Origin of the sequence: Mycobacterium gordonae (assembly GCF_002101675.1) — a bacterium.
Lineage (GTDB): Bacteria > Actinomycetota > Actinomycetes > Mycobacteriales > Mycobacteriaceae > Mycobacterium > Mycobacterium gordonae.
Genome location: NZ_LQOY01000243.1, coordinates 1 through 25,891, shown reverse-complemented (window position 1 = coordinate 25,891; position 25,891 = coordinate 1). Strand labels below are relative to the sequence as shown.

The window sequence follows — 25,891 nt, the reverse complement described above, 5'->3', positions numbered from 1 at the left end:
GGTTTCAGCGGGGCCGGCCTGGCGCGTTGAGTCGGGCCATGAGTTCGCGGTTGGTAGCGCGGGCGGCGGCGAGGTCTTCGTCGCGTTCGTCGAGTTGTTGTTGTTGGTCGAGGACCTGCTGTTCGAGATGGGTGATCCGTTGGTGGAGTGCATCGATGTCGGTTGGGGCGTCGAGCCCGGACTCGCGCCATGTTTGTTCGCCGAGTGCTTGGGAGAGCCGCTGCTCGAGTTGGCGGATGCGGGCGTTGAGCCGGGCGGCGCGTTCGTGGGCGGCGAGCAGGTCGGCCTGCAGTGAGGCTTGGGTGACCGTGGGGCCGGTGTGTTCGTCGGGGACTGGATCTGTTTGCAGCGCATGGATTTTCTCGAGTAGGTCGCGGTACCGATAGAGGAATGTGCGGTCGACTCCGGCCGCACGAGCGATCGCGGCCGCGCTGAGCCGGTCGCCGGCGGCTGCGGCTTGGTCGATCGCGGCCAGCACGCGCCGGCGTCGGCGCATCGAGTCGCCGCGACGGCCGTCGAGCATCGATCGGGTGCGTGTGCTCGACGAGACAGATTGTGCGCGTGTGTGATTCGACGTGGTGTCGGTGGTTGTGGTCATGCGGTGGCCTCCGAAGCGGGGGTTGCTGGTGCGGGTGGGGTGGCGGCGAGGGTGGGCATGCCGAGCGGGACCGTGTGGGCCGCACGATGACGACGCACGATGGCGACCGCGTCGTTGATCTGCGCTCGCTCCGTGTCGTCGAGTTCGGCGATGTCGCCTTTGATCCTGTTGATCAGTCGCCGGATTCGGGTGATCTCCTCCTCGGTGGGGGTGGCGTCGGCGCGGGCCCATTCGTCCACTCCGTCGATGGTGGCGGCCAGCCGTTCGCGGGTGCGCAGCAGGTCGTCCAGGTATGCCTGCAGGTCGGGCAGGAAGGCGATGTTGGTGCGGAAGTGATCGCAGCCGACGCAGCGGAATCGGATCGGGCAGGCACCGCCGCCGGCCTTGACGTTGGTTGGTTCGGTGCAGGTGCCGTCGGGGACGGCGACCTCGCCGATGGCGTGGCGGGCGCGCTCGGAGTCCAGCAGGGCGTGTGCGTCACGCCAGATCCGGTTGCCGTGCCGGTCGAAGCTGAGCGTGGTGACCGTGTCGACGGCGTCGCGGCGGCGGTCCTCGCCGATGCGGTAGTAGCGGCGGGTCACCGAATAGCTTCGGTGATCGAGCAGTTCGGCCAGGACGTCGATCGGGATGCCGGCGTCGGCGTGGCGTTGGGCGTAGGAATGGCTTGTCTCCGCAGTGGCTGTGTGCGGTCGGGTTCGTGTTGCGTTTGACGTGGCCGATTCTCGGCGTGGAGTTCGTGACGCTGATCGCCGTTCGTGTGGCGATAACGCGAAACCGATTGTGATGGACGTCACTGCCGGGTCGGTCAGCATGGTCCCATTACCCTCTGCTGGTATTTCGGGCGATTCGACGCGAGGCGGGTGATGCCTGCCGCCGGGTCGTTGGCCGTGCGGAGCCGAAGGATCTCGTCGTGCTGGGCAGCGATCCGGGCCAGGGCCTGGCTTCGGAAGTTGGTGAGCTCCTGGATTGTCGAGTTGACGTGGGCGAGGTTGTTTTTCAGCTTCTCGACCTCCGTCTTGAGGCGTTCGATCTGTGCGGTTTTCGGGTCCGGGGTTTCTCCGGCCTGCTGAAGCTGCTGGAGGCGGTGCTCGAATTCGGCGCGTAGGTGTGCGTAGGGCCGGGTGCCGTAGAAGGCGGTGCGGTCGACCCCGGCTGATAGTGCGAGGGTCTTGATATCGCAGTTGCCGCCGGGTGAGATCTCGCCGCGCAGAAGCCGGTCCATGGCGGCGCGGATGCGGTTCTCGTTGTGGATGCGTTGGGCGGCAGTGATTCTCATGCCTGTTCCTCGGGTGCGCTGGTTCCTGTGGCAGTGTCGATGCTGGTGATGACCTGGACGGCGCGGTCGTAGTCGGCCTGCAGACGAGCGCGTTCGGCGGTTCGGGTTTTGCCGAGTTGGCCGAGGAAGGTTTTGGTGCGTTCGGCGTGCTCGGCCCAGACGGGCCGGTGGTGCTGGTGGTGGGTGGCCTGCGGGCAGCGTGCGGAGTCACACATGCCGATCATCGGCCGGTCCGCGGTCAGGGTGCCTGCAAGTTTCAGGCAGAGCGCGCGGGAGGGGTCGGTGAACCAGCAGTAGTTCGCTGGGCCGAGGTGCAGCGCCGTGGCGCGTTTGGACAGCAGGTTGAGGATGTCGCGGTCGTTGCGCTGGATCTTCGGCGCCGCAGTGGCTTTGGTGTTCGGGTCGGTGTCGATGGTGGCGAAGAATTCGGTCAGGCTGCGGGCGCCGGGTCCGGCGGGCAGGATGCCTTGCTGGTAGTTGCGGAACTCGGCCAGCACGAGCTTGAGTATGTGGTCGGCCTCGAGCTTGTTGACCTCGGCCAGCAACTCTGCTTGAGCGCCGCCCGGTCGAGCCGCGTAGCCTTCCGTTGTCGCCGCGGCGATATGTTTGAGGTGCAGTTTTGCGGCGAGGACACCGCCAGGCCGGTAAGCCATCTCCAGGGCAACCGTTCTTCTGAGCATACGCAGTGCTACTGGTTCGTCGGGGATCGGGACGAGTCCGAGACGGGCTCCGGCCGGGGAATTCACCCAGGCGCGGAACCAGAGGTAGCGGACTCGGAAGCTGAACCGGGACAGCAGGAGAACACCGTCACGCGGGTCGTCGTGGAGCTGCTCGATGAGTTCGATCGCGCGGTGGACCGGTTCGATGACGACCCATTCGTCGTCGGTGCCGCCGAGGCCCTGACCTTTGATGATTTTGCTGGCGATGCGATAGCACTTCAGGCCGGAGATCGGTTCCTCGACCCGGCGGCAGCCGACCCGCAGTTCCATCAGCTCACTGGCCCGCATTCCGGACGCGCCAGCCAGGACAACGATCGCTGCGGTGCGGGCGATGCCGACCATGGCGACCGCTTCGGACCGGTGCACTGGCAGTGTCCAAGGCAGCAAGGTCGCACCATCGGCGGCCGGGACTTCGGCGGCGTTGCGGCCGAAGATCTTCTCGACTCCGACGGTGTTGAGGGTGTCGATCAGCGGTTTGCGCAGTGTGGGCATCCATTTCGCCCAGAACTGGACGTATCCGGCCTGCCGCGCCAGGGTCCCGGTGGAGACCGGCAGCAGCGGGTCGTTCGCGTCCCAGCCAGCCTTGAGTCTGCGGTTGACGTCGTGTTCTTCGAGCATCGGCAGCGGTGTGTCGGTCGCCCTGTGGTCGGCCAGCAGCATCGTGATGTCGCTGACCATCGCCGGGGAGCCGTGACGAAGCCCGGGGGCTCCGGTAGCCCAGACACGGTCGATCTTGCGGATCTGCTCGTTCAGCTCGACAACGTGCGGGCCGAGGATCTGCACCAGGTGCAGGGCCGCGGCCAGCATCGGCTGCAGCACTTCGGCAGGAACGGCAGGTGTCTTGTTTCCGTCGCGACCAGAAGGCATTTCGGCGACCGCGGATGCTGTTGCGCCGCCCCAGGGGCGCAGATCGGCCGGAACCCGGTCGGCGGTGAACAGGTCACGGTAGTCGACCAGATCGACGATCATCTGCGCGGCTGCGCGCCGGACGCCTGGGCTCTGCTCGCCAACGATGACGCCGTCGGGGTCGATCACGTAGCGTCGGAACGCCAGGTATTCCTCGCAGAGGTGGGTGTCGAGCTCGGTGAGGGCAGTGATGCCCCGCTGATCGAGCCAGCCGAAGAACTTGCCGGCCTCGTAGAGGCGGCTGTAGCAGCTGGTCAGATGCAGTGGGGTGCGGTAGGCGCGTGGCAGACGGACCACGGCATTGTGATTCGGGGCCAGCAGCGCCAGGATCAGCTCCTTGGCGACCAGCCGCCAGCGGGTGTCGGTGATGGTGGTGAAGTCGAATCGGCGTCGGTAAAGGGCCATTTGGACCGGGAGCCCGACCACGTCGGTGAAATCCCACAGGTCGTCGTCGAATACCGGTCGTGGCGTGCCGCCCGGCAGCGTGAGCCCGGCGTCGCGGCAGATGTCCGCGCCGGTGAACGGCGACCGTGGTTGAACGCCGGGTGCTGCGGTCGCGATTGTGCTCGTCATGCGGTGCGTTCCTCTGGGCGCAAGGGGATTTCGTCGTCGCTGTCGGTGACGCGTGCGGCTGCGACAGCGAGTTCGGCGGGGTCGAAGCGGTCGAGGATCTGGTCGATCCGGGCGGCGTAGGGGCCGAAGACGGTCATGAAGTGGGCGGCGGGCATCTGCTGCCACTGGCGCGAGAAGAATGCCTTGAGCCGCAGCAGGTTCACTGCGTGCCGCGGAGCGAACACCGCCAGCGGGCAGAGCAGGCAGACCCAGGGACGTGCCGGGCATGGTTTGCCTGCCGGCCCGTGTAACCCGGCCAGCTGATCGGCGCAGGCTGCGGTGAACACATCCCGCGCGCCACCGACCAGCTCGGCGAGCACGCCTTCGTCGAGCTTCATCACCGCCAGCAGCTGCGGGTAACCCTCGGCGAGCGCCGCCGCGTCTTCCTCGGTGATCACGGCCGGAGGGTGCGCGCGGCGGAGGATGTCGTGCTGGGCGTCGGCGATGATCGTCTCGACGGCGTGGCGTTGACCGGGAGTCGTCGCCGACAGGTAGTGGTCACCCTCGACCGCGGGCGTGTGGTTCGGGTCGATCGTGGCGCGCGCATTCCCGGTCCAGGACTTCTTGTCCCGCATCGCGTGATGGGTGGTGCGGATGCGGGACCGGTGCAGTTTCATCGGCTGACCGTCGTCGCCGACGATGCCATGGCGGCGCATCCACCGGCCAATCGCGGACCGGTTCACGTCATCGAGGCGGCGGGAGTAGCCGGGCTGGCTCATCCCCAACCACAGCGTGGTGCGCTCGTCCGGCGGCACGAAGCTGCGCAACAGCGCCGAGTGCGCCAGCCACTGCTCGAGCAACCGCACCGCCGGCCGCGGCAACGTCGCGCTCTCGGCGGCGGTGCGCCGTTTGATATAGGACAGCAGAACAGTCGAATCCCCGGCCCAGTCGATGTCCCCGATGTCCAAGTCGGCGATGCCGTCGGGGACGATGCCGGAATAGATCCCGAACAGCAGCCGGTAGGCGATCACGACCTCGAGATGCGGGAACATCGCCAGCGCAGCCTCGTGGAAGACAGCGATGACTCCTCGATGACGGAAAACGTTGATGGACATGCCAATTTCCTCAGCAGCTTCGCTGCTGCCAAGCGGGCCGAGTGTCGACAACAGCCAGCAGAAGTTCTGATGAGTCCACGCACCCGTGCCCGGATGCCGCCCTCCGGCGGCGGACGCCAGCGCGCGCCGATGTGCCGCGTAGGAGTCGTCGACCTGCTGTCGGCAGGCCATGGTCAGCCGCTGCCATGCGCCCTCGGAATAGGGCGGCAACGGGCGCCGATTGCGCTGAATGTTGAAGTGCCGCCCTGCGGCCAGCTCCAGCACCCCCTCGCCGAGACGGCCGCCGGATCGCGCATAACCTTCCACCAAGTACCGAGTCAGCGCCTCCAGCCAGTTCGGGCCCGCCATCCAGAACTGCGCCAGCTGTCCGCGCCGCAGATCGCCGACACCGCCGGTGAAACCCTGATCAGAAAGTGTTCGCACCATCCTGTGCAACCCACGCACGTACTGGTCGACGGTGCCAGCAGTATCGACGCTGCCGTGAGGATGGATCAGCTCCACCAACCCGGTGGCCAGATCACGCACCAACCCGGGGTTCGGCAACCCCGTGAGATCGAATGCAGCTCTGCTGCCGTCGCTGAACACGCAGGCCAAACGCAGCGGATCATCGAGCACCGTCGTCGGCATCACAGCTCCTCTTCGGTGTCGTCGTCGAACTCGGCGTCGGCTTCCCGCTGTGCGGCGGTATCCTCGGTGAGTCCCGCTGCGGCTCCGGCGGTTTCGTAGGCTTGCCGGTAAATCCGCGTCGTATCAAGACGTTTCAGGTATTTCTCGGTCGTCAGAACCGTGGAATGCCCGAGCAAATCGCGCAGCACCAGCAGCGGGTCGGCCTTGGTCAGGTAGAACACCAGCGCTGCGTCGGCGTCGGTGTCGCATACCAGCTTCGCTGCCTGTCGGTAATAGCCGGTCACCAGATATTCCAGCGTCTGCATCGAGAACGAGTGGCGGAGTCGGTGCGGGTGGACGTGCGGGAACCGTGGTTCGAACCGTGCGCGGATCCGGTCGGAGGTGCGTTCGAACACCGTCGCCCACGCCGTGAACGGGCCACCATCACCCTTCACCGCTAGCAGGCACGACCCGCCCTCGGGTGCCACCAGCCGCCGTCGCTCGGCCGGGGTGAGCGACTCCCAGGACCGGCGGACGCCGTTGATCCGGCCGCCACGGGCGTCCGGTTCGGTGACCTGCAGCGGTTCGCCCCGGCGTCGTGGTGGCCGCCAGGCCGATCCGTCGGTGACGGCAGCGCGGTCGAGCTGCAGGTAGTCGTGCAGCCCGGCCAAGGCGTCGTAGGAGATCCAGGTGGTTCTGAACTTGCGGCCCTTGGTGATTCCCGCAGGCACCGGAAACGGGATCGGGATCACCGTCGGCGCCGGCGGCAGAGCCGGGATTTCCCACGGCAGCAGATGTGTGAACTCGCCCAGCCGCAACCCGGTCGCCAGCGCGAGGTCCCCGATCGCGGCGTTGCGGGTCATCTCCCGGCCCGCGAACCCGGTGTCGCGGGTGCCATCCGGCGCCAAACCGCGCAACCCCTTCCGGAACAGGTCGGTGAAGTCCGGCTCCAAATACTTGATGGTCACATGCGGTTTCGGGGTGCGGCGCACCGCCAAGTTCACCCGGACATCGCGGCCGGTGCCGGCGAAGACCGCTCGCGCGGATCGGTAGGTGAACGGCTCCGCCTCGGCGTATCCCTCGTCCATCGCCCACCGGTAGAACAGCGACAGGATGCTCATGTGCTGCGCCCACGTGGTCGCCGCGAATCTCGCCCGGATTGCTCCGGCGGCGCGGTGCTCGGCGTATCGGCTCAGCCCTGCCTTGAGCCGGTCTCGCGAATCGAACAGGCCCACACCGTGTTCGGCGAGGAATTCCGTCCATTCCTTGACCGCCCGCGCGTAGTTCTCCCACGAACTCGGCGCCGGAGCCCCGCTGGCCGGAAGCAGCCGCAACCACCGATTGATCACCGTCGTCGGCCGCGGCACGGCCGGGCCGTCCTCGAACAGCAAGTCGTCATCGATCAGCACCGGCATCCCCTCTGGGATCACCGGCCGGTGCTCGACACCCCAGGACTGCCAGCCCTGCGACGAGAAAAAGCTCAAGATCACGACTGGAGACCATACAAACACCACACGGCCTCACCAAAGCAGAAACGCCGAGCACGCCCGGGCCTTTCAGGCCAATCGCAACACGGGAACTAAGCGGGGACAATGTGCCGGTAGGCGTAGGGCACGATCTTGGTCATGTCAAACTCGACTCCATCGCGGGTGCGCAGTGTCGGCAGGTCGGCCACCCAGTCGCGGTGGCGCGCCTGCAGGGTGGTTCTGCTGATTGCCTTGTGCCCGTCGGGATTTCGATAGGGCGTGGGCAGCAGCTTCAGCTTCGCGGCCAGGGTGTGGGGGAAGCGTTGACGGATTCGTTGTTGTTGGCCGGTGATCACCGCGGCGGTGGCCGTGCTGATCGGCAGCCGTCGGCCGAGCCGGTTGGCTTTGATGTTGTCGTAGACCAGTACGTCGCCGCCGTCTTTGTCGCGGGCCAGGCAATCCAGCGGCAGATTGAGGATGTCCTCGGGGCGGCGGCCGGTGTCGATGCCGATCTGGGTGGCGACCCTGACCTCGACGGGTTCGAGGGAGTCGAGGTTGGCGCACAGGACGGCCATGATCTCCGGTGGCAGGCATCGGCCGGGCTCGCCGCGTTCGGGGTCGGCGGGGATGTCGGCGCGTTCGATGGCGCAGTCGCCGGGCAACCCGGCCGCCGGCCGTCCGGTTCTCGTCAGCCCCAGGGATCGGATCCCGGCCAACACCTGCCGCATGTCACGGCAGATCATGTTGCGGCGGTAGCGACCGATCTGGCCGGTGAACTCCAGATGGCCGAGCCGGTTGAGGAATCCCTCCAAGTCGGTCCGGCCCAGCGCGGTCGGGTCAAGCCCGTGATCGGGTCGGCGATGCAAGTGCTCGGACAGCAGCCCGATGCTGTTGATCTTGCCGCGAACGCGAGAGGCGCCGCTGCCGCGGTGCTGGGGCAGTTGCTCGGCAGCCCACCGCTTCGCGGCCCCGGCCAGCCAGGGCTGGGTGATCTTGGTGAACGACAGCGTGCCGGGGTACCGAAGATCGCCAGATCCCAGCGGTCCTTATCCTGCTCGACACCCGGATCGGCCAACACGCGGCGGGCGTCGCGGGCGAACGAGGCCAGCACCGAGCGTGCACGCTTGCCGGGAGCCAGGCCCGGATCGCAGTCGTGGATCGAGCCGACCTGGTGGCGACGCAGCGTGTCGCAGACCGCTCGCAGCACAACGTCGGTGAGCCGCAAGCCATCCCTAACACGGGTCTGCAAGCCCGTCAGCACTTCCACAACTACCAGGGAAGGCAGCGCCCGCAGGTTGACCTGCCCCGGCTCGGCCACGCCCGATTCCCGGACCCGCCACCACTGTTCATCGAGTTCGGCATGCTCTTGCTGGTCCACGCTCCATCGCTGATAGTGGGTCGTGCAGTAGCCGATCGCGCCGTCGGCCGTGCGGGTGCACGCCGGCACCAGGCATGCCGGCAGCGGCGGCCTTGGCCGCACTCGCGGATCGCTCACGAACTGTTCCAGCGAGATCGGGATGCGCCTGCCCCGGAACTGTTGGGCGTGCGGTTCACACATCACCGCGTCCCGCACCGTCGGCGTGCACCGGCACTGCGGGACGGCGCAGCGTTCCGCGGGAACCGGTGCGGCGGGCAGGCTTTCGGCAGCGGCGATGTCCTCGACGCTCATGCCCATGCCGGTCAGCCTGGTGAAACATCGGTGGCAGATCTCGGGGGCGTCGTTGTGGACGGTTCCGACGCATCGTTCCACCCGGCACACCTTCCGGCCGAGCAGCCGATGCTGCGCGGGCAAGTACAGCACCCGGGTCACCGGATCCCATCCGGCCTCGTCAAGCAGTCCTTGGTCCAGCGCCCTGGCCAGGTGCGTGGCCGCGCCACTCAGGGCGGCCCCGTCCAACACATGCGCGAACTTGCAGGATTCCTCATCGCCCGGGATCGTCCTGGCCGACGTCACGGCGGTCACCGGCTCGCTCCGGTCTGTTCGCGGGGGCTGGGCACCGCGTCCACCGCGGCCCGCAGTCGAGATGCGTCCGGATGCAGGTAGATCTGGGACGAGGAGACAGCCGCGTGTCCGAGCAAATCAGCGACCACGTCGATACCGGCCCCGGCGTCGACGACGTTGCTGCCGTAGGCGTGTCGCAGCTGGTGCGGGCGGACCGGGGTGTCCAATCCGGCCCGGCGGGAGACCGCTGCCATCAGCTCGCCGATCGCGTCGGGCCGCATCGGCGCGCCGACGCGGCCGCGGAACAGGTTGACGAACACGAAATCACTACCCGCCGCGGCCGGAACTCGCATGCGCTCGAACTCGTAGACGTCGAATGCTTGCACGACAAGGAAATCCAGCGGCACCACCCGCTGTCGGCGCGATTTGGCCCACGCCCCGTTCGGGTTGTCGTCTCGGCGCACCACATGCAGATGCGCCCGAGCGACCTCGCATCCCAACCGGCGCGAATCCACCAGCAGGTGCACATCACTGCGCCGCAGCCCGCACACCTCGCCCCGACGCAGCCCGCCCCTGGCCATCAGCAGCACGATCAGCTTGTCCCGCGTGGACCGGCAGGCCCGCAGCAGCGCGACGATCTGCTCATCGCTGGCCCGATCGATCGTCGTTTCCGGTTCCCGCAACCGGTGCCGGGCCCGCATCCGCCATGCCAGGTGGCCATCGTCGTTGCGGGCTTCCGCCGGCAGGTCTCGGTCATCGGCCACCTCGTACAGCATCGACACCAAACCCGCCGAGCCGTTGCCGGTCGCGACCGCGTGCACCACCATCCCCCGCACCGCGGTGAGCACCCCGTTGATCCGCGATGGGCCCCGCGCCGGGGCGGCCCCCGGACCGGCCAACACCACTCCCGAAGCGACGTCATCGACGCCCGCTGGCCAGCGGTCCGGCATGGGCCAGCCACGTCATGAACAACGCGAACTGCTCGACACCGGCCTGCCAGGACCGGCCCGTCCTGGCGCACCAGCGCAGGAACAACGCGATCGCGTGTGCATACGCCTTCGTCGTGGATTCCGCGCCGTCGCGGCCGAACCGCTGATGCCGCAGATACTCATCGGCGATGCCGACTACCTGCAGATCCTCATCCAGCACCGTCCAATACCGTTGCCCGGACGGCAAACTCACCGGAAACGCTCGCATGGGCCCTCGCTTTCAAGTCGACAGTCAGAAACGACTACCAGCCACGAGCACCACACCCACGGAGAAACGCCGCACCGCCCACCAGATCACCCACTACGAGCGACGTCATGCAACAGGTCGCAGACCCCCGGAGAAGGCTTGCGGCGCCAAGAGGCGGTGGGGCTAGACCTGGTGGATCTGAGATCGAATCCAAAGCTACCGTCCTACGGGCGTTTTGGCGGCGTATTCGTCCGATTCGGAAAAGCGTCCCGCGGTAGTTCGCCGAAGCGACGCGTCGTGCTGACGGTGCCGGAAATGGACTGGATTGTCCAGGTTTTCGAGTCCTACCTGGAGGAGGTTCGTCCATGCTTTCGAGCGGGCCGGCATCCGGCGTTATGGGTCACCGAACGTTGCGGCCGTCTCTCCAGACGCGCCGCGAACGAGGCCTTTGTGGCTGCGCGTGACGCCGCGGGGTTGCCGCAGGAGCTGGACCTGCATTCGCTGCGCCAGACCCTACGTCACACACCTGACCGAATTCGATTACCCGGAGCGCTTCGTGCAAGACCAAGTCGGACATTCCTATGCGAGCACCACGTCGATCTATAGCCACGTCTGACGAGTACCGCAACCGTTTGCTCCGTGAAGCGCTCACCAAACGCGGCATTGCCGTCGGGGAGGATCAACCGTGATCAAGAAGATGGGTTATCAGTGGCGGCTGCGGGCGCTGATGGCGCAACGGGAGCTGTACCAGACGACTGATCTGGTTCCGCTGTTGGCCGAACGTGGCGTGGTCCTGTCGCGAGAGCAAGTGTTTCGCCTGGTCACTGCGCCTCCCCAACGGCTCTCAATGGACGTGCTGGCAGCGTTGTGCGACATCTTGGAATGCTCGCCCAACGACCTGATCGAAATCGAAGCCGTCAATCAATCGGTGAAGAAGGCGGCCGGGGACTCACCGCGGGAGGTGCCGAAGGTGCGGCGCACGACTGTGCGTCGACCTGACCGCAGCTCATGAGAGGATCGGCGAACTTCAGGCCCGACGCGTGGGATCGAGTCCGCGCTCACGTAGTCCGCGCTCTTGGCGACCTATCGCTTGCAGATGCCGACCGCCTCCTGAAAGCTGCTCGTGTCGACCGGCCGAAAACGCTCAATCAGGTCGACGCGTACCTGGCCGCTCATGGCGACGGAGTGCTCAACCCGGACGCGTCCTGCCCGCGGGGGCTTATGCGCTTGACGCACGTACTGGTGGCTGATGGCCACGCGTCGGTGAAGCCGCCGGCCTGTACGAATTGTCAACAGCGCGTGTCTCTGACCGCGATCGGTCCGACCGGCCGCATTTGTGGTCGCTGCAGAGATCTCGATCGATCGTTCACGTGCGCGCGATGCGCAAAGACCTCTGTCAGCAGACGCGTCAATCTTCCCGACGGACCCGTGTGCACGAACTGTTACAGCCGCGACCCGTTGTCGCGCAAGGAATGTAGCATCTGCGGACGCCTCCGTCCCCGGGCACGTCGACTCGTCGACGGCGGCGTGCTGTGTCCCACGTGCGCGCCACCGCGCCTATACACCTGCTCGGGATGCGGACAACGGCGCCGCGCCCCGTACGTGGCATCGGAAGGACGCATCTGCACGAACTGCTACGCCAAAGCCAGCACCGTGTGGGTATGCGGATTATGCGGAGCCACCCGGCGCCGCCAAAGCAGCAGCGTCCTCGGCCCGCACTTGTGCGGCACCTGCCGCGCCATCACAACGAGGACCTATTCCGGGATACGTTCACCACACTCGAAATCCACCTGCGCGTTCTGCCGACAACGGCGCGTTGTAGCCCGCCATTGGCCAGCGGGGCCTGTCTGCACACCGTGCGTGCGCAAGGCGAAGATGTACCCGTCACCATGCGCGGCGTGCGGCCAGCAGGCGGTGCTGATCGGATTTGACCCCGACGAGCGCCAAATCTGCGGGCCATGTTCTGGCTCCACGCTCGACTACCGCTGCGCCAATTGCGGTCAACCGGGTATTCGCGCGCATAATCGATGTAGCCGCTGCCACACCGCCGAATTACTGCACAACGCCTTAGCCGGGCCGGATGGCCAGATACCGGCGCAACTGAAGCCACTGGCGGACGCTCTTGCCAACGCCAATGATCCACGCAGCGTCGCCGTCTGGCTCGGCAAGAGCGCCGCCGCGGAGCTCCTCATGAATCTGGCGCGCACCGGACAGACCATCACTCACCACGCACTCGATCAGCTCCCACCCGGTGGGCATGTCAACTACGTACGTGAAATCCTCGTTCGCACAGCAGTATTGACGCCGCGTAACGAATACCTCGAACGTATCGAGCCATGGGTGGATCGCCACCTAGCCAACTATCCCGCCGAACACGCACGGCTGGTCCGCAGCTACACCATCTGGTACCTCCTGCACCGAGCCCGCCGAGCCAAACAACCACTAAGCAATCCCGGGTGTCAACGGCGGGGGGGCTTCTAGTCAACGTCGCAACAGTTGATGGTCTGGTGAGGTTAGCAGCGCGGTGAAAAGTTCGGCGGGACTGCGGTCTTCGAGGGTGTGGCGGGGGCGGTTATTGATCTCGTATTCGACAGCGCGCAGATGGTCGGGTGTGTAGGTGCTTAGGCTGGTGCCCTTGGGGAAATATTGGCGTAGCAGCCCGTTCGCGTTCTCGTTGCTGCCGCGCTGCCACGGCGAGCGGGAGTCGCAAAAGTAGACCGGCACGCCGAGGTCTGCGGTGATGTCGGTGTGTCGGGCCATTTCGATGCCCTGATCCCAGGTGATCGATCGGATCAAGTTCGATGGCAGGCCACCCATGGTCGTGGCGATCGCGATACGCAGGGAGTCGGCGTCACGGGTGGGAAGGTGCATCAGCCGAATCAGGCGGGTCTGGCGCTCGACCAGGGTCCCGATCGCCGAGCGCTGGTTCTTGCCGACGATGAGGTCACCTTCCCAATGCCCCGGCTGGCTGCGGTCGGCGGGAGCGAATGGCCGCTGATGGATCGACAACATCGGCTGGGCGAACCTCGGACGCCGCCGACCCGGCCGCTGGTGCGCGCGGCGATGGGTCCTGCCAGTGCGCAACGGACCCCGGTGTGACGACCTGACCTGTGGCGGCCGTATCAAGCGCGAATGGGGTTGGTACACAGCCCGGTAGATGCTTTCGTGGCACAACCACATCAATCGGTCCTCGGGGTATTCGCGCCGCAAGTGTCGGGCGATCTGCTGCGGGCTCCACCGTTGAGCGAGGAGCTCGGCGATCAGGTCACACAGGGCGGGATTCTTGTCGACCCGCCGCTGGTGACGACGCGCTCTGCGCTGAACCGCCCAGCGGTGGGCTTCAAACGGCCGGTACTGGCCGTCGCGGCGGCTGTTGCGGCGCAACTCCCTCGATACGGTCGATGGTGCCCGGCCAAGCGTGGTGGCGATCTGCCGAACACCCATGCCCGTGCGGCGCAGATCGGCGATGCCGATCCGCTCCTCTTCGGATAGATAGCGATCGCTGATCTGGCGCACAGCCAAACGATCGAGTGCGGGCACGAATCCCACGGCCTCGCCACGCCGATAGGTTTTGTACCCCCTTGCCCAATTGTTTGCTGCGGTACGGGACACACCGACTTCACGACCCGCCGCCAAGATGGACCAGCCCCGGGCGCGCAGCTCCGTAAATCGCTCACGCTTGGCGGACTGTGGCCGTCGGCCCGGGTGGCGAGTCCCCGATATTGAGTCCACCCGGTTGTAGAGCCAGGTTGTCGTAGTTCTGGATTCAGTTGATCTCGCAGGCCATGGCGTAGTGGTCATGCGTGCAGGCCGCAGCGTACTCGGCCGGTGTGCGGTAGCCCAGGGCCGAATGCCGGTGCCGTGTGTTGTGCTCGTGCTTGAAGTCGCCGATCACCACCCGGGCCTCGAACAGGGTGCTCCAGTGGTTGCGGTTGAGACACTCCTTCCGTAGTCGGTTGTTGAACGATTCGATGTACCCGTTGTTCCACGGAGTGCCGGGCGGGATGTAGGACATTCCGACCTTGTTCTCGCAGAACCGTTGCAGCGCTTGAGAAACCAACTCAGGACCGTTGTCCATCCGCAGCACCTTCGGCGGCCCGCCTGCGGTGGCGAACACCTTCTCCAGTTCGGCGACGAGCCGCTCGGCGGTGATCGACCGTTCCACCAGATGCAGCAGGGACTCCCGGGTGTGTTCGTCGACCATCGACGCGATCTTGACGGCCTTGCCGTCAGTGGTGGAGTCGAACTGGAAGTCCATAGCCCACACCACCTTCGGGGCATCGGCGATCACCTCCGGGGGCGCCGAGGACGTCCCGGCCCGCTTACGCGGACTGTGAACCCGCCGCTGCAGTCCCTCGGCGCACCACAGCCGGTGCACCTTCTTCACGTTGATCACCCGGCCCTCGTCGTGCCGCAACGCCGCCCATGCACGCCGGAATCCGTGGCACGGGTGTTTGGTGGCGTAGGCGCGCAGCCAGGCCCGCAGGTCGGCGTCGGGGTCGGCCAGCGTGGTCGCCATCGGCAGTCGCCGGTAGGTGGAACGAGCAAGCCCAACTGCTCTGCAAGCCAACCGTTCCGACATGCTCAACGTGTCCTTGAGCATGTCCACGGCGCGGCGCTTGGCAGCTGGGCTCAGAATTTTCCCTTGGCCACCTCGCGTAGCGCGTCCTTCTCCAGCTCCGCGTCGGCCAGCAGCCGCTTGAGCCGGCCGTTCTGCTCGCGCAGCTCCTTGAGTTCCTTCGCGGCATCGGTGTCCATTCCGCCGTAGGCGCGCCGCCAGTTGTACAGCGTCGCCGCCGACACCCCGATCTCGGCGGCGATCTCCTCACCGGTCCTGCCCTCGGCAGCCAGCTCGTCTGCTCGGCGCAGCTTGCGCACGATGTCCTCAGCGGAATGCCGCTTCCGACCAGCCATCTGTTCATCGTCCCTTCCAGCCCACCATCGGGCCACAGGACTCTAAAACTTGACTGATCTGTTCCCGCCGTTTCGGGCCGTGGTTATGCGAGTTGAGGGATCGAATAGGTGGACGTCCAGAGTGTTTCGAACTCTGTGGGGCTGATGTTACCGAGGTAGCTGTGACGGCGTTCGACGTTGTAGAAGTTGTCGATGTAATCGGCCATGGCGGCGGCCAATTCGATGGTGGTGGCCCATTTGCGGGTGTTGAGCAGCTCGACTTGCATGCGGGCCCAGAACGACTCCATGGCGGCGTTGTCGAAGCAGTCGCCCACGGTGCCGAATGAGCCGAGCAGGCCCCAACGTCTCATGTTCTCCCCGAAGCTCCAGGACGTAAATTGCGTGCCGTGGTCGGCGTGCAGAATGGTTGGGCTACTTAGGGTTCTGTTGTCGACAGCCATGTTGACCGCGTTGTTGACCAGTGCGGTGTCGGCGGTGGTGGAGAAGGTGCGGGCCACGATCATCCGTGAGAAGCAGTCCAGGATCGCGCAGCAGTACACCTTGCCGTCGCGGGCGGGGTGTTCGGTGATGTCGGTGCACCACAGTTGGTTGGGCCCTGTGGCGGTGAATCGCCGATTGACCAGGTCGACTGGGGTGTCGACACCGATCAGGTTGGGCTTTCGTCGCCCCGGACGCGGCAGCCCGTGCAGGCCGTATTCGGACATGATCGAGTTGACCAGCTTGTGGTTGACGTTCATCTCGTAGTCGGCCAGCAGCGCGGCGCGGATCCGTCGGCGGCCGTAGGTGCCGCGTGATCGTTGGTGGATCTCGGTGATCGTGTCGGCCACGATCAGTCGTCGCACTTCGCGATCCGGGACGGGTCGTCGCCGGTGGTACTGCAGCAAGGACCGCGTTAATCCTGTTATCCGACAGGCGGATCGGCCGGAATGTCCTCGCGCGATCAGTCCTTCAGTGATCGCGCGTCGGCGTTTTGGGGGCACCACCGCCTGCTCGTCGAACAATTCGCACGCATCGCGGGTGAGGGCCAGCTCGGCCTCGAGCTGCGCGATGCGCTTGTAGGCGGCCGCCAGCTCGTCGGCTTCCACGCTCGGAATGCCCTCGATGAGCCCGGCGTCGATGAGTGCCTGACGTTTCCATCGGAACAGTGTGGCCTGACAGATGCAGGTCTCGGCAGCCAAGGCGGCAACGGGTTCCCCTGATCGCAGCCGTGCAACGATTTGCCGGCGCACCGAAGACGAATACTGACGGGGCATGTGACCTCCCGATGATCACTCTGCCCTCGACTCTCACAACCCTGGACCAACAACACGGGTACAGATCTGACGGACTCATTCAGCGGGAACACGCCACGGGCCTTTTTTCACGCGACGCGACGATGACAACACAACCTCCAGAACCTAGAGAAGTGTTGCGACCGCCCCTAGAAACCACCCGGGGACACGGGGTCAGTTTTCAGACGACGCCGACACCGGGGCAGCACGCATTCGCCGCCAGGTGTGCGTCGCACTGGAATTCCTCGCTTGGCTCGAGACCCGGGGACGCACCCTCGCCACCATGGACCAAGCAGACATCGACAACTGGTTGGCCCACGGCACCTGGCGACACCGAGAGATCCGGCCCTTCCTGCACTGGACAACTCAGCGTCGCATCACCCACGGCGCCTCCGCGCCGGCCAACCGACCCAGCCCGCCCTCGGTGTTCATCGACGAAGCCACGCACCTCGAGCAACTCCGCCGATGCCTCAACGACAACACCATTGACATCGATGTGCGCGCCAGTGGTGCGCTCATCCTGCTGTACGGAATCACCACCATGCGAGTACTCGGGTTACGACAGAACCAGATACACACCCAGGACGGCCACACCTACCTCACCCTGCGCGACCACGAAATGGTGCTGCCTCCTAAGCTCGCCCAACTGCTCGCACAACTGCCGCGTCCAACCCGGCGCTCGACCCTGCCCGAACCCTCAACACCGGACCGGCTCCTGTTTCCCGGACGAACACCAGACCGCCCAGTCAACTCGGGCGTGTTCGGCAAGCGACTCAAACATAGCGGCCTGACAATCCGAGGCGGTCGCAACACCGGCCTCATCACAATGGCAGCCGAGTTACCGGGCGCAGTTCTGGCCGACCTACTCGCCATCGATATCGTCACCGCGACCCGCTGGGCGGCATATGCCAAACGCGACTGGAATCAGTATCTTGCCACCCGAAAAGCGGGCTCTACCTAGCAATTGCGCCTGCCCCACTAGGGTTAGCCCATTTGATCACCGGTGGTTGCCGTTACAAATATGGTGTGGGGTTTCGGGTTACCGGCCGGGTCCTCCGGGCTGTGGACGTGGCAACGGCCGCGGCTGCCGCCGAGCGCGATGGTTCATCGCGGTCCGCGATTAGTCGAATCCGGCTAGTGTGATTCTCAAGGCTTGTTCCAGTTGAATGTGGAGCGGTGGACTCGTTTTGGTGTCCGTGCTAAGCCAGCGCCGAAGTATGAATTGTGCAGTGGCCAAACCCGTGTGGACCAGCAGCGAGGGGCGGATGTCGGTCACCGCGTCGACGTCCATATGCGTAGCGACCAGTTCGATGAGCCGGTGGTTATCGTTCTCGCTGATCAGCGCCGATTCGCCCAGTAGGTGGGGGGCGGTCCGGATGGCTTCTCGCCAGTATTGCAGATTCTGATTTGCTTTGTCCCAAGCGGTTTCGATAAGCAGACGCATCAGAGTTTCGGTTGCTGATGCATCGGACGGCTGGGCGCGGTAGGACGCAACGATTTCGGCGACCGTTTGCCGGACGGGTGCGACAAGCAGGTCTTCCTTGGTGGGTGCGTAGCGGAAGTAGGTACTGATCGAGATTCCGGCCGCGGCCGCGATGTCCTCGGTTGTCACGGCAGCGAATCCGCGTTCGGCGAAAAGCTGGTGTGCGGTGTTCTGGATCTCGGAGATCAACTCGGCGCGGCGTCGGTCCCGTAACGAGCGGATGTTTGCTGACGGCATGCCATCACCTTCGTCAATGTGACATTCCAACTGCATTATGAGCTATGGTACGAACAGTAGCGTAGCGAAACCGAAAGTACTGGGGGTATTTCCTTGCCGGTGTCGCAGCGTCGGGTGCCGTGGGTTGCGTGGGGAATTGCGGCTACCCGCATGAGTATTCGCTGCCGAGTGCGCCCGGAAGCGTCCGCCGATCGGGTCCGCGTTTCGCACCGCGGTCTGGACGGCACAGCTTCAGTACCCACTCATGGCTGTGTCACCAGTACGCTCGTGCTAGCCCCGTTTACCGCACTCGCGGCTCTTGCAGTTGCGCTTGCGGCTGCACGCATATCCAACGGTCTGCAAAGACATCGTCTTCCCCGAAGGGGGATTTGAGGAATGTCATCCCGCCACCTCCTCGTCGAAAGGTCTATCCCCGAAGTGAAGTCGTAGTGTCGGTTGACGTACCGTTCCGCGCGGCGCCAGATTCCGAGACCGGTACCGGGGGCAGCACCGCAATCCTCGATGCTGCCCGAGCGGTCGCAACGGCGGGCGGTTTCAAGGCCGTGCGTCTCAAGACGGTGGCCAAGCAAGCTGGCATCACTGTCGGGTCACTGTATGACCATTTCGCGTCGAAGACCGACCTGCTGGTGACGCTGCTCGCCCGTGAGTTCGAGCGGGTGAATCAGGAACGCGACTGGAGCACGTGCGCCGCTTCCCCGAGTGACGGACTGGGATCGTTGACAGCGCGGCTCCACGACGAGTGGCAGCAAAACCTGCAGCTCACCGAGGCCGTGGTTCGGGCATTCGTTATGGCGGGCACAGACGAAGCCTTGACAGTGCAACACGCCGCCGACGTCGTCGAAAGCATGCTGGCGCGCACGGTTGGTGGGCCGACGCAGGGAGCTTGCGAGCGACAGATCGCCGGAGTCATCGCAGATATCTGGCTGGCCAATCTAATGGCTTTCGTCGTCGGACGGGCGACAGCAGCGGAGGCGCGCGAGCGCATTGATCGAGGTCTGCAGCGCATTCTTGCTGCGTGGAACGCGAGCAAGAGCGCATAGCAATACTAATAGTATCGGTGCGCTACTAGCGGTAGCATAGGTAGGCGACTCGCTGGTGCGTCGAAGGGAGTGGTTATGTACACGCAATGGATCGAGCAGTGCACCGTGCAACGAGTCTCGCTGCACGAAGGGCTGGTAGTCGACCTGGACGATCACAACCAGCTGGTGATTTCCCGACCGATGCGGCTGACCCTCCCTCCGGCAGCAGGCTGGCCTGAGGAAGAAGTGTTGATCGACCCTATCAATCTTTCGGCCGAGGAGCGGCCACTGTTGGACCTGGCCGGAGCGATCTGCACGCGTGCCTGGTGCGACGACGACGGTGCGCTGCATCTGTGTTTCTCCCGCGGCCACCGCATCGATGTCGACCCGGATGCGGCGGCGACTTCGTGGGAGCTCTATGGGAAGTGCCACGGCTACATGGCGTGTCTGCCGCGGGGTCGAGTCCGGGTGATTCGGCACGACCTTCCTGTTGACGAGAATGACTTAGACGCAACACAATCAGTGGCCATGGCGCATCAGTAGCCGCGCGCCTGGCGACAGGACGGCACAAGCGCCGAAGGCGTGCGAACGATAGATCGAGCCATCTCGATGGGTGTCCGACGTGTCAGCCGGGGCGGGTGCAGGTTCGCTGGATGCTTACGTCGGGGTCCTTGTGGTGCGGTCGAGGAAGTCGGTGACCGCGGCGGTAAACGCGTCGTTGTTGTCGCCGGCAACCATGTGACCGGTGCCGGTGACGTCCGTCGTTTCGGCGTGCGGGACGAGCTGGAGGAATTCGTTGACGGTTTCCTGGGAGACTACGTCTGACAGTGCGCCGCGTACTAACAGCGTTGGGGCCGTGATTCGACGTGCTCCTTCGGCGAGAAATCCGCTGATGGCGTCGAACTCCTCGCTGCCTGTCATGAGATTGCCTTGCAGGACATCGAAGTTGGAGCTGATGAACGCTGGGTCCCAGCGCCAGATCCATCGTCCGTCGCTACGTTGCCGCAGGACCTTGTGCAGGCCGTCGAGATTTTCGGGTCGCGCGCGCCGGGGGTTGTATTCGGCGATGATGTCGGCGGCGTCATTGAGTGAGCCGAATCCGTCGGGGTGGGCGGCCATGAATGACACGACGCGACGGGCTCCATGAAATTCGATCCGCGGGGTGATGTCGACCAGGACAACGGCTGCCCAGAGGTCGGGTGGGGCCAGCAGATGGGTAGCGAGGATGATCAGCCCACCCAGCGACGCGCCGACGACGGCGGGGGGACTGTCGGCGCTGACGTGTCCTCGTACCGAGATCAGATCGGATACGAACCGTTCGACGTCGTATTGTCCGATCGGGTCCCAGTCGCTGTCGCCGTGACCTCGTGTGTCGTAGGCGACGACGGTGTAGCCGTGGGAATGGAGTCGACGAGCGGTGGTGGCCCACGCGTGACGGTTCTGACCGCCGCCATGGAGGAGCAGCACGACGGGGCGAGTCGCGGCGTGCTGGTAGCAGTCGGCCACGAGAGTGATCCCGTCGCTGGTGCGGATGCGCTCCTGGCTAATTGTCATGTGGTCCGATGTGGTCGGCCGTTGTGAGTCAGGGGTTTCCGTTGCGGCCACCAGCTCGCTTCGCGCAGCAGTGTGGCGATCGCGGGAACGGTGAGGGTGCGAACGACGAAGGTATCCAGAAGTAGGCCGCAGCCAATGATGAATCCGGCTTGGATCATGATCGCGATGGAGCCGACGATCAGGCCGAACATGCTGGCGGCGAAGATGAGCCCGGCCGAAGTGATGACTGAGCCGGTGTTTGCGACGGTTCGCAGGACGCCGACGCGAATGTTGTGGGTCGATTCTTCGCGTAGTCGCGAGATGAGCAGCATGTTGTAGTCGGCGCCGACGGCCACCAGGATGATGAACGCTAGAAGCGGTACGGGCCAGGCGATTTCCTTGCCGAGGCCATATTGAAAGACGAGGGTTCCCAGTCCGAGCGCGGCGCCGTAGTTGAGCACGACGGTACCCAACAGGTAGAGCGGGGCGACCAGGGCGCGCAGCAATACGACCAAGATGAGGCCGACGATGACGAGGGTCGCAAAGGCCAGCTGATGAAAGTCGGCGGCGAGCAGGCGTTGGATGTCGGAGTTGACGGCGGGGAATCCGGCCATCGACACCGTGGCGTTGGCCAGCGAGGTGTTGGGTCGTGCGGCATCGGCGATCTCGGTGATTTTGTGGGCGAGGTTCATCGCGTCGCTGCTGTAGGGGTCGTAACTGGATTCGATGGCGAAACGCGCGGTCTTGCCATCAGGTGACAGGAAGTGCTTTGCGACGTCGGCGAATTGGCGGTTCTCGAAGGCATTGGTGGGAAGGTAGAAGCCGCTGGCGTTGTCTGAGCCGGCGGTGGTTCGTGCGGAATTCTGCAGTTGGGTGGCGATTTGGCTCATGCCCGACAGCATTTCGATGTTGCTGTCGGCCAGGGTGTGCACGCCGGTGGCGAGGGCCTGTGCGCCGGAGGCGAGTTGGCTGATGCCGCTTTGGAGGCGGCGGATGTTGCCGGCCAGGTCGGCGGGGTCGCCGAGTGCTCCGAAAGCCTTGTCCAGCGACGTGATTGCGTTTTGGACGTCGGCCACGGTGCCGGCCGCGGTGTCGCTGCCGGGCTGGTAAAGGTCGCCGAGGTTGGCGAGCTGGTTGAAGAAGCCGGTATGGCGCAGGGTCACCAGGATCTGCACCTGGTCGCGGAGTTGGGCGCATTCCGGTGTGGTCGCACACCATGGGGAGGTGTTGAGCGCAGCAACGAGCGGGTCGATGGCGGCGATTGCGTTTTGGGCTTGGTCGGCTTGCTGGCGCAGTCCCGGACCGGTTCGGATGGCTTGGTCGACGGCCGGGGCGGTAGCCGAAAGCTGCTGTAGCAGCGGACGGAACCGCTGGACTTGGGATCCACTGGATTGGGCCTGGGTGAGGATCCCGGTCAACGGTGTCAACGCGGTGCGCAAGGTGGTGTCCAGTTGCGCGAGACCGCCGGCGAGTTGGTCGGCGCCGTGGGTGAGTTTGGCCAGGTCATCCTTATGGGCGTCTCCCTTGGCGACCGCGCCGGCCATCTTGTTACCGATCTGGCCGTTTTGCCACGACAGTTGAGCCTGGTCCAGGCGTGCGCCCGTGGGCCGGGTGACACCGGAGACCTTGGTGACACCAGGCAGTTGCGAGACCCGAGACGCCATTTCATCCAGGTCGGCCAGGGCCTTGCTGGTGCGCATATCAGTGGGCGATTCAACCAGCATGAATTCGGTGATGATGACGTCCTTGCGAAAGTGGCGGTCCAGCAGGTGATACCCCTCATTGCTGGCGGTGGTCGCCGGCTGTCCTTGGCGATCGTCGTAGCTGATGTGCATAGTCAGCGCGACGGCCGCCAGGCCTAGCACCAGGGCCAGACTGGCGACCAGCAGTGGAACGGGTCGACGCACCACGGCCACGGCGATCCAGTTCCAGTAGCGGCGTGTGCGGTCGGCCTTGGGTTCACCGATGCCGCGTTTGGCCGCCAGCGCCAACACCGGGGGAAATAAAGTCACCGTGGCCGCAAATCCGACAAAGACGGCGATTGCGCACGCGGGACCCAACGCGGCGAACACGCTCAACTTCGCGAACACCATGGCCAGAAACGCAAACGCCACGGTGGCGGCCGAAGCCAAAATCACGCGCCCGATGGTGGCGGTCGCGTTGATCACCGACAGATCCGGCGGGACGTTTTGGCGTCGCTGCTCGTGATATCGACTGATCAAGAACACCGAATAATCGGTGCCAGCACCCAGCAAGATCACCGTCATGAAGGCGATGGTGAACTGCGACACCGGCATGCCCGATTCACCCAACGCTGATAGCACTCCGCGCCCCACCGCCAGGCTCACACCGATGACCAGCAGCGGCAGCAACGCGGTAAACACCGACCGATACACGACCAGCAAAATCATCGCGATCAGGCCTGCCGTCGCGACCGAGATGACAACCAAATCCTCTTCGGCCGAAGCGATTTGATCGCGGAAGGTGGCCGGGGGCCCGGTGACGCGAACATCGGTGGGTGAGCCGCTGAATGCCTGGGCGGCGATCGTGCGGACCGCCTGGACCGATTCGGCAGCTTTGAGATCGCCCAGCGTTCCGGCCACTCCCACCGGCACATACCAGGCTTTGCCGTCTTGGCTGACTGCCTGGCTTGCGGTGACTGGGTCGGCCAACAAGTCTTGAACCAAGCGCACATGCTCCGAATCGGCACGCAACCGGGAAATCATCGCGTTGTAGCGTCCGCGCACCGGCGCAGTCAGGCCCGCCGGATCCTCCATCGCGACAAATATCGTCGTCTTGGATCCCTGCTCGCCGAAGGCCGCGCCCATGCGGTCTACCGTCTGAAGCGATGGCGCATCGCGCGGTATGAGATTCACTGACTGCTGTCTAACAACGGTTTCCAGCTGCGGGAACAGCACCGCCAGGGCAGCGGCGCTCACCACCCACATGCCGATGATCAGCACCTTATGTCGGATACTGAAACCCGCCAAGCGCGCTAGCCGATCGCTGTACGCGCCCTCACCGGCCGCAACCTTTTGAAGTCGCTCCCGAACAGGGCGACTCAAGGTCGCCACGCCCGAAGAGACCCACCCGTTGTCTGCCATCCCCCGCCCCGCTACTTCGAAAGAAATCAACGGTATCGCAACAGTACTACCAGTACCCTTCTACCTGCCCGGCGAAACCGCCACCGGTGTCCGAAGCTCTCTGATCGCCGCCGCGCAACCAGCCGCTTCAGGCGGTGACCAACGCGCCGTCGACGGTCCAGCATGTCCGGTACAGCGACACGTGATCCCTTTGCGCACAGGCGGTTTGACAATGACGATGCACCGACCCCGAAACAGTGACCGCTTCATGAACGGCGCAGGCGAAATCCCAGCCGGGAGATCAACCTGATCGGCTCGTCGCGCACGTGGTCATACATTTCCCGGTTCATCAACTCGTCGTCCAAGTAGGAGCAGGAGCGAGGAGGGTAGTGACGGGGACGAACGCGGCCGCGGTCATCAACCGGCGGCTGTCGGTGTAGGCGCCGAGTGATACCGCGGCGGACCAGCCTGAAATCGCGAACCCCCCGCGCCCACACATGCGTCTTGGTTAGCCCAAGCGGCACATTCATCGCCGACCAGCCCCGCCCGTCTGTGCGATTCCCCCTCGCGCCCGCCGGCAGAGTTCGTTCGTCCGCCACACGAACCGGCCTGTGGTGGCCGCGCCCTGAAGCTGCTCAACCAGGGATCGTCCGACCCGCTGCCCGATCATGCGTCCTCCTTCGCCCCACAGACCCCTACAGACAAGTGTACTAGTGGTATCGCTACGCTACTAGTAGTAGCGTAGCCGTCTAGGGGTCGAATCAATCGACCGATGCAGCCGCGATTCGGTGCCGGCCAGCTACGCGCGAGGTTTACGGTGACTACATGGAGCGCGACACCCTGGAATTCCCGGTCGACGACGATGATGACGTCGACCCGCGCCTGTTGCGCTCACGAACCCGGCTATTGGATGCGGCCACCAAACTCCTGAGCGCCGGCGGCATCGAAGCCGTCACCATCGACGCGGTCACCAAAGCCTCCAAAGTCGCGCGCACGACCCTGTATCGCCACTTCAGCAGCTCCACTCAACTGCTTGCCGCCACATTTGAAAGGCTGCTGCCGCAGGTCCACCCTGCACCGGAGACGGGATCGTTGCGCGACCAACTCATCGAACTGTTGAGCCGACAGGCCACGCTGTTCCAGGAGGCACCGCTGCACGTCACCACCCTGGCCTGGGTCGCGCTTGGCCGCACACCAAACGGCACCCAGGAAACCCACGACCGGCACGCGCTGCGCACACGGATCATCGACCAGTATCGCCAGCCATTCGATGCCCTGTTGCAAAGCCCCGAAGCCCGCGCCGACCTCGACGATTTCGACCCGGAGCTCATCCTGTGTCAACTCGTCGGGCCAGTGGCGTTTGCCCGACTCACCGGGCTGCGTGCCATCGATCGTCAAGACTGTGAGCGCATCGTCGATGACTTCCTCGCCGCGCACCGCCGCAAGGCCGATGAGCCCGCATCGTAGGCCACCGTCCGCAAACCCCTCTTTCCGCAGCAGCCGCTTCACTTTGTCCTCCAAGACTTCAGGACTTCATGCTCGACGGTGAGGTCTTTGATGGTTTCCCTATAGACCAACCGCCAACGTCACCAGCGGGCCTATGTCGCCGAAGCGTCTTCTGGTGCGGGGTGCAGCAGAAAGTAGGCGTTTAGGTCGATGTCTTAGCGACCGTCGGGCGCTATTGAGAAAGGTGCGTTGGATGTTGCAAAACTCGCGTGTTCTCCGAGGCTGTCTACGGCGATCCGCTTTGGTTCGCGTGGCCCAATCACATGAAGATCTTCTGCAACAACAAGGGCGTTGTCGCCAAGTCCACCCACGTGTGCAACAACTACCTTCCCCGGGGAAATGTCGGTCTGGAACTGGAGCTAACCCCGCCCTAGTCCCGCCGCGGTCGGGACTGCATGCACCTCAGCAATGCCTTAGTAGTGCGGTGAGGCCGCCGGGAACCGGTCGGTGGTCGCCGACTGCGGGTCATCTTGCCGGGGCAGCAGGTAG

Annotated in this window: 22 protein-coding genes and 2 pseudogenes; 8 read left to right on the top strand and 16 right to left on the bottom strand. The window is 64.9% G+C overall.

All coding sequences use genetic code 11. The features are described 5' to 3' along the window. Nucleotides 1-4: 4 nt before the first annotated feature. The 10 genes from AWC08_RS31485 to AWC08_RS38815 form a co-directional block, all read right to left on the bottom strand. On the bottom strand, nucleotides 5-598 hold the full coding sequence (locus AWC08_RS31485; protein WP_007172182.1) for a hypothetical protein: 594 nt from the start codon (nucleotides 596-598) through the stop codon (nucleotides 5-7). After that, nucleotides 595-1,410, bottom strand: coding sequence for a transposase (locus AWC08_RS31480; RefSeq protein WP_231588340.1), 816 nt, complete (start codon nucleotides 1,408-1,410; stop codon nucleotides 595-597). The genes AWC08_RS31485 and AWC08_RS31480 overlap by 4 nt, the downstream gene beginning before the upstream one ends. Further along, on the bottom strand, nucleotides 1,404-1,874 hold the full coding sequence (locus AWC08_RS31470; protein WP_007172184.1) for a hypothetical protein: 471 nt from the start codon (nucleotides 1,872-1,874) through the stop codon (nucleotides 1,404-1,406). The genes AWC08_RS31480 and AWC08_RS31470 overlap by 7 nt, the downstream gene beginning before the upstream one ends. Next, a complete protein-coding gene (locus tag AWC08_RS31465) occupies nucleotides 1,871-4,072 on the bottom strand; it encodes a site-specific integrase (protein WP_007172185.1) in 2,202 nt (733 codons plus the stop codon). Before AWC08_RS31465 ends, AWC08_RS31470 begins: the two co-directional genes overlap by 4 nt. Further along, the gene (locus AWC08_RS31460; protein ID WP_007172186.1) at nucleotides 4,069-5,793 is read right to left on the bottom strand and encodes a hypothetical protein; all 1,725 of its coding nucleotides are present in this window, start codon (nucleotides 5,791-5,793) and stop codon (nucleotides 4,069-4,071) included. The genes AWC08_RS31465 and AWC08_RS31460 overlap by 4 nt, the downstream gene beginning before the upstream one ends. Beyond that, complete coding sequence (locus tag AWC08_RS31455) at nucleotides 5,793-7,262, bottom strand: tyrosine-type recombinase/integrase (RefSeq protein WP_162839945.1); 1,470 nt, start codon at nucleotides 7,260-7,262, stop codon at nucleotides 5,793-5,795. The genes AWC08_RS31460 and AWC08_RS31455 overlap by 1 nt, the downstream gene beginning before the upstream one ends. A gap of 89 nt (nucleotides 7,263-7,351) precedes the next feature. Further along, nucleotides 7,352-7,981 carry a hypothetical protein gene (locus AWC08_RS38820; RefSeq protein ID WP_007172188.1) on the bottom strand — a complete coding sequence of 210 codons (630 nt, stop codon included), beginning with the start codon at nucleotides 7,979-7,981 and terminating at the stop codon, nucleotides 7,352-7,354. Continuing rightward, on the bottom strand, nucleotides 7,978-9,201 hold the full coding sequence (locus AWC08_RS31445) for a hypothetical protein (RefSeq protein ID WP_007172189.1): 1,224 nt from the start codon (nucleotides 9,199-9,201) through the stop codon (nucleotides 7,978-7,980). Before AWC08_RS31445 ends, AWC08_RS38820 begins: the two co-directional genes overlap by 4 nt. Next, nucleotides 9,198-10,130 carry a tyrosine-type recombinase/integrase gene (locus tag AWC08_RS31440; protein ID WP_007172190.1) on the bottom strand — a complete coding sequence of 311 codons (933 nt, stop codon included), beginning with the start codon at nucleotides 10,128-10,130 and terminating at the stop codon, nucleotides 9,198-9,200. Before AWC08_RS31440 ends, AWC08_RS31445 begins: the two co-directional genes overlap by 4 nt. Continuing rightward, on the bottom strand, nucleotides 10,099-10,377 hold the full coding sequence (locus AWC08_RS38815) for a hypothetical protein (protein ID WP_007172191.1): 279 nt from the start codon (nucleotides 10,375-10,377) through the stop codon (nucleotides 10,099-10,101). Before AWC08_RS38815 ends, AWC08_RS31440 begins: the two co-directional genes overlap by 32 nt. Nucleotides 10,378-10,512: 135 nt before the next feature. Between AWC08_RS38815 and AWC08_RS38810 the strand changes: the two are divergent. The 3 genes and pseudogenes from AWC08_RS38810 to AWC08_RS36025 all read left to right on the top strand — a co-directional run. Continuing rightward, nucleotides 10,513-11,045: pseudogene (locus AWC08_RS38810) on the top strand (tyrosine-type recombinase/integrase); the annotation flags it as partial. After that, nucleotides 11,042-11,368, top strand: a complete 327-nt coding sequence (locus tag AWC08_RS31430; protein ID WP_007172195.1) for a helix-turn-helix domain-containing protein — start codon at nucleotides 11,042-11,044, stop codon at nucleotides 11,366-11,368. The pseudogene AWC08_RS38810 and the gene AWC08_RS31430, both read left to right, overlap by 4 nt. Nucleotides 11,369-12,216: 848 nt before the next feature. Continuing rightward, on the top strand, nucleotides 12,217-12,837 hold the full coding sequence (locus AWC08_RS36025; protein WP_007172196.1) for a hypothetical protein: 621 nt from the start codon (nucleotides 12,217-12,219) through the stop codon (nucleotides 12,835-12,837). On the opposite strand, the gene AWC08_RS31420 is transcribed toward AWC08_RS36025, so the two are convergent. The 3 genes from AWC08_RS31420 to AWC08_RS31410 all read right to left on the bottom strand — a co-directional run bounded on the left by AWC08_RS31420 (nucleotide 12,838) and on the right by AWC08_RS31410 (nucleotide 16,523). Continuing rightward, complete coding sequence (locus tag AWC08_RS31420) at nucleotides 12,838-14,088, bottom strand: IS30 family transposase (protein WP_422119893.1); 1,251 nt, start codon at nucleotides 14,086-14,088, stop codon at nucleotides 12,838-12,840. A gap of 34 nt (nucleotides 14,089-14,122) precedes the next feature. After that, nucleotides 14,123-15,270, bottom strand: a protein-coding gene (locus tag AWC08_RS31415; RefSeq protein WP_087139632.1) for an IS3 family transposase whose coding sequence is annotated in 2 segments (ribosomal slippage) — nucleotides 14,123-15,003 and nucleotides 15,003-15,270 — 1,149 coding nt in all. Because the reading frame shifts where the segments join, the coding sequence is not laid out codon by codon here. 83 nt (nucleotides 15,271-15,353) lie between these two features. Continuing rightward, complete coding sequence (locus AWC08_RS31410) at nucleotides 15,354-16,523, bottom strand: IS3 family transposase (protein ID WP_082147712.1); 1,170 nt, start codon at nucleotides 16,521-16,523, stop codon at nucleotides 15,354-15,356. 301 nt (nucleotides 16,524-16,824) lie between these two features. Here AWC08_RS31410 and AWC08_RS31405 point away from each other — a divergent pair, with 301 nt between their 5' ends. After that, complete coding sequence (locus AWC08_RS31405) at nucleotides 16,825-17,502, top strand: hypothetical protein (protein ID WP_174814221.1); 678 nt, start codon at nucleotides 16,825-16,827, stop codon at nucleotides 17,500-17,502. A 159-nt stretch (nucleotides 17,503-17,661) separates the two neighbouring features. Here the strand turns inward: AWC08_RS31405 and AWC08_RS31400 are convergent, their stop codons facing one another. Then, on the bottom strand, nucleotides 17,662-18,261 hold the full coding sequence (locus AWC08_RS31400) for a TetR family transcriptional regulator (protein ID WP_033717415.1): 600 nt from the start codon (nucleotides 18,259-18,261) through the stop codon (nucleotides 17,662-17,664). 542 nt (nucleotides 18,262-18,803) lie between these two features. On the opposite strand from AWC08_RS31400, the gene AWC08_RS31395 reads away from it, so the two are divergent. Together AWC08_RS31395 and AWC08_RS31390 are read left to right on the top strand one after the other, a co-directional pair. Then, nucleotides 18,804-19,301: a TetR family transcriptional regulator gene (locus tag AWC08_RS31395; RefSeq protein WP_232008068.1), complete on the top strand. Its 498-nt coding sequence runs from the start codon at nucleotides 18,804-18,806 to the stop codon at nucleotides 19,299-19,301. A 75-nt stretch (nucleotides 19,302-19,376) separates the two neighbouring features. Next, a complete protein-coding gene (locus AWC08_RS31390) occupies nucleotides 19,377-19,823 on the top strand; it encodes a DUF6188 family protein (RefSeq protein ID WP_007172201.1) in 447 nt (148 codons plus the stop codon). A 114-nt stretch (nucleotides 19,824-19,937) separates the two neighbouring features. Here AWC08_RS31390 and AWC08_RS31385 read toward each other — a convergent pair whose 3' ends face one another. Then, complete coding sequence (locus AWC08_RS31385; protein ID WP_042910691.1) at nucleotides 19,938-20,834, bottom strand: alpha/beta fold hydrolase; 897 nt, start codon at nucleotides 20,832-20,834, stop codon at nucleotides 19,938-19,940. Continuing rightward, the gene (locus tag AWC08_RS31380) at nucleotides 20,831-23,917 is read right to left on the bottom strand and encodes an MMPL/RND family transporter (protein WP_170320644.1); all 3,087 of its coding nucleotides are present in this window, start codon (nucleotides 23,915-23,917) and stop codon (nucleotides 20,831-20,833) included. Before AWC08_RS31380 ends, AWC08_RS31385 begins: the two co-directional genes overlap by 4 nt. Before the next feature lie 804 nt (nucleotides 23,918-24,721). Between AWC08_RS31380 and AWC08_RS31375 the strand changes: the two genes are divergently transcribed. Together AWC08_RS31375 and AWC08_RS36020 are read left to right on the top strand one after the other, a co-directional pair. After that, nucleotides 24,722-25,363 (top strand): TetR/AcrR family transcriptional regulator, encoded by a 642-nt coding sequence (locus AWC08_RS31375; RefSeq protein WP_007172204.1) that lies wholly within the window; start codon nucleotides 24,722-24,724, stop codon nucleotides 25,361-25,363. 245 nt (nucleotides 25,364-25,608) lie between these two features. Next, nucleotides 25,609-25,765: pseudogene (locus AWC08_RS36020) on the top strand (DUF5078 domain-containing protein); the annotation flags it as partial. Nucleotides 25,766-25,891: the final 126 nt, after the last annotated feature.

What these genes read in the sequence shown, in the direction of transcription:
- AWC08_RS31385 (WP_042910691.1), bottom strand. Translation starts at nt 20,834, where the DNA reads ATGACAATTAGCCAGGAGCGCATCCGCACCAGCGACGGGATCACTCTC.
- AWC08_RS31485 (WP_007172182.1), bottom strand. Translation starts at nt 598, where the DNA reads ATGACCACAACCACCGACACCACGTCGAATCACACACGCGCACAATCT.
- AWC08_RS38820 (WP_007172188.1), bottom strand. Translation starts at nt 7,981, where the DNA reads ATGATCTGCCGTGACATGCGGCAGGTGTTGGCCGGGATCCGATCCCTG.
- AWC08_RS31460 (WP_007172186.1), bottom strand. Translation starts at nt 5,793, where the DNA reads ATGCCGACGACGGTGCTCGATGATCCGCTGCGTTTGGCCTGCGTGTTC.
- AWC08_RS31405 (WP_174814221.1), top strand. Translation starts at nt 16,825, where the DNA reads ATGGACCAAGCAGACATCGACAACTGGTTGGCCCACGGCACCTGGCGA.
- AWC08_RS31440 (WP_007172190.1), bottom strand. Translation starts at nt 10,130, where the DNA reads ATGCCGGACCGCTGGCCAGCGGGCGTCGATGACGTCGCTTCGGGAGTG.
- AWC08_RS31390 (WP_007172201.1), top strand. Translation starts at nt 19,377, where the DNA reads ATGTACACGCAATGGATCGAGCAGTGCACCGTGCAACGAGTCTCGCTG.
- AWC08_RS31380 (WP_170320644.1), bottom strand. Translation starts at nt 23,917, where the DNA reads ATGGCAGACAACGGGTGGGTCTCTTCGGGCGTGGCGACCTTGAGTCGC.
- AWC08_RS31470 (WP_007172184.1), bottom strand. Translation starts at nt 1,874, where the DNA reads ATGAGAATCACTGCCGCCCAACGCATCCACAACGAGAACCGCATCCGC.
- AWC08_RS31480 (WP_231588340.1), bottom strand. Translation starts at nt 1,410, where the DNA reads ATGCTGACCGACCCGGCAGTGACGTCCATCACAATCGGTTTCGCGTTA.
- AWC08_RS31400 (WP_033717415.1), bottom strand. Translation starts at nt 18,261, where the DNA reads ATGCCGTCAGCAAACATCCGCTCGTTACGGGACCGACGCCGCGCCGAG.
- AWC08_RS31375 (WP_007172204.1), top strand. Translation starts at nt 24,722, where the DNA reads ATGGAGCGCGACACCCTGGAATTCCCGGTCGACGACGATGATGACGTC.
- AWC08_RS31410 (WP_082147712.1), bottom strand. Translation starts at nt 16,523, where the DNA reads ATGCCCCGTCAGTATTCGTCTTCGGTGCGCCGGCAAATCGTTGCACGG.
- AWC08_RS38815 (WP_007172191.1), bottom strand. Translation starts at nt 10,377, where the DNA reads ATGCGAGCGTTTCCGGTGAGTTTGCCGTCCGGGCAACGGTATTGGACG.
- AWC08_RS31465 (WP_007172185.1), bottom strand. Translation starts at nt 4,072, where the DNA reads ATGACGAGCACAATCGCGACCGCAGCACCCGGCGTTCAACCACGGTCG.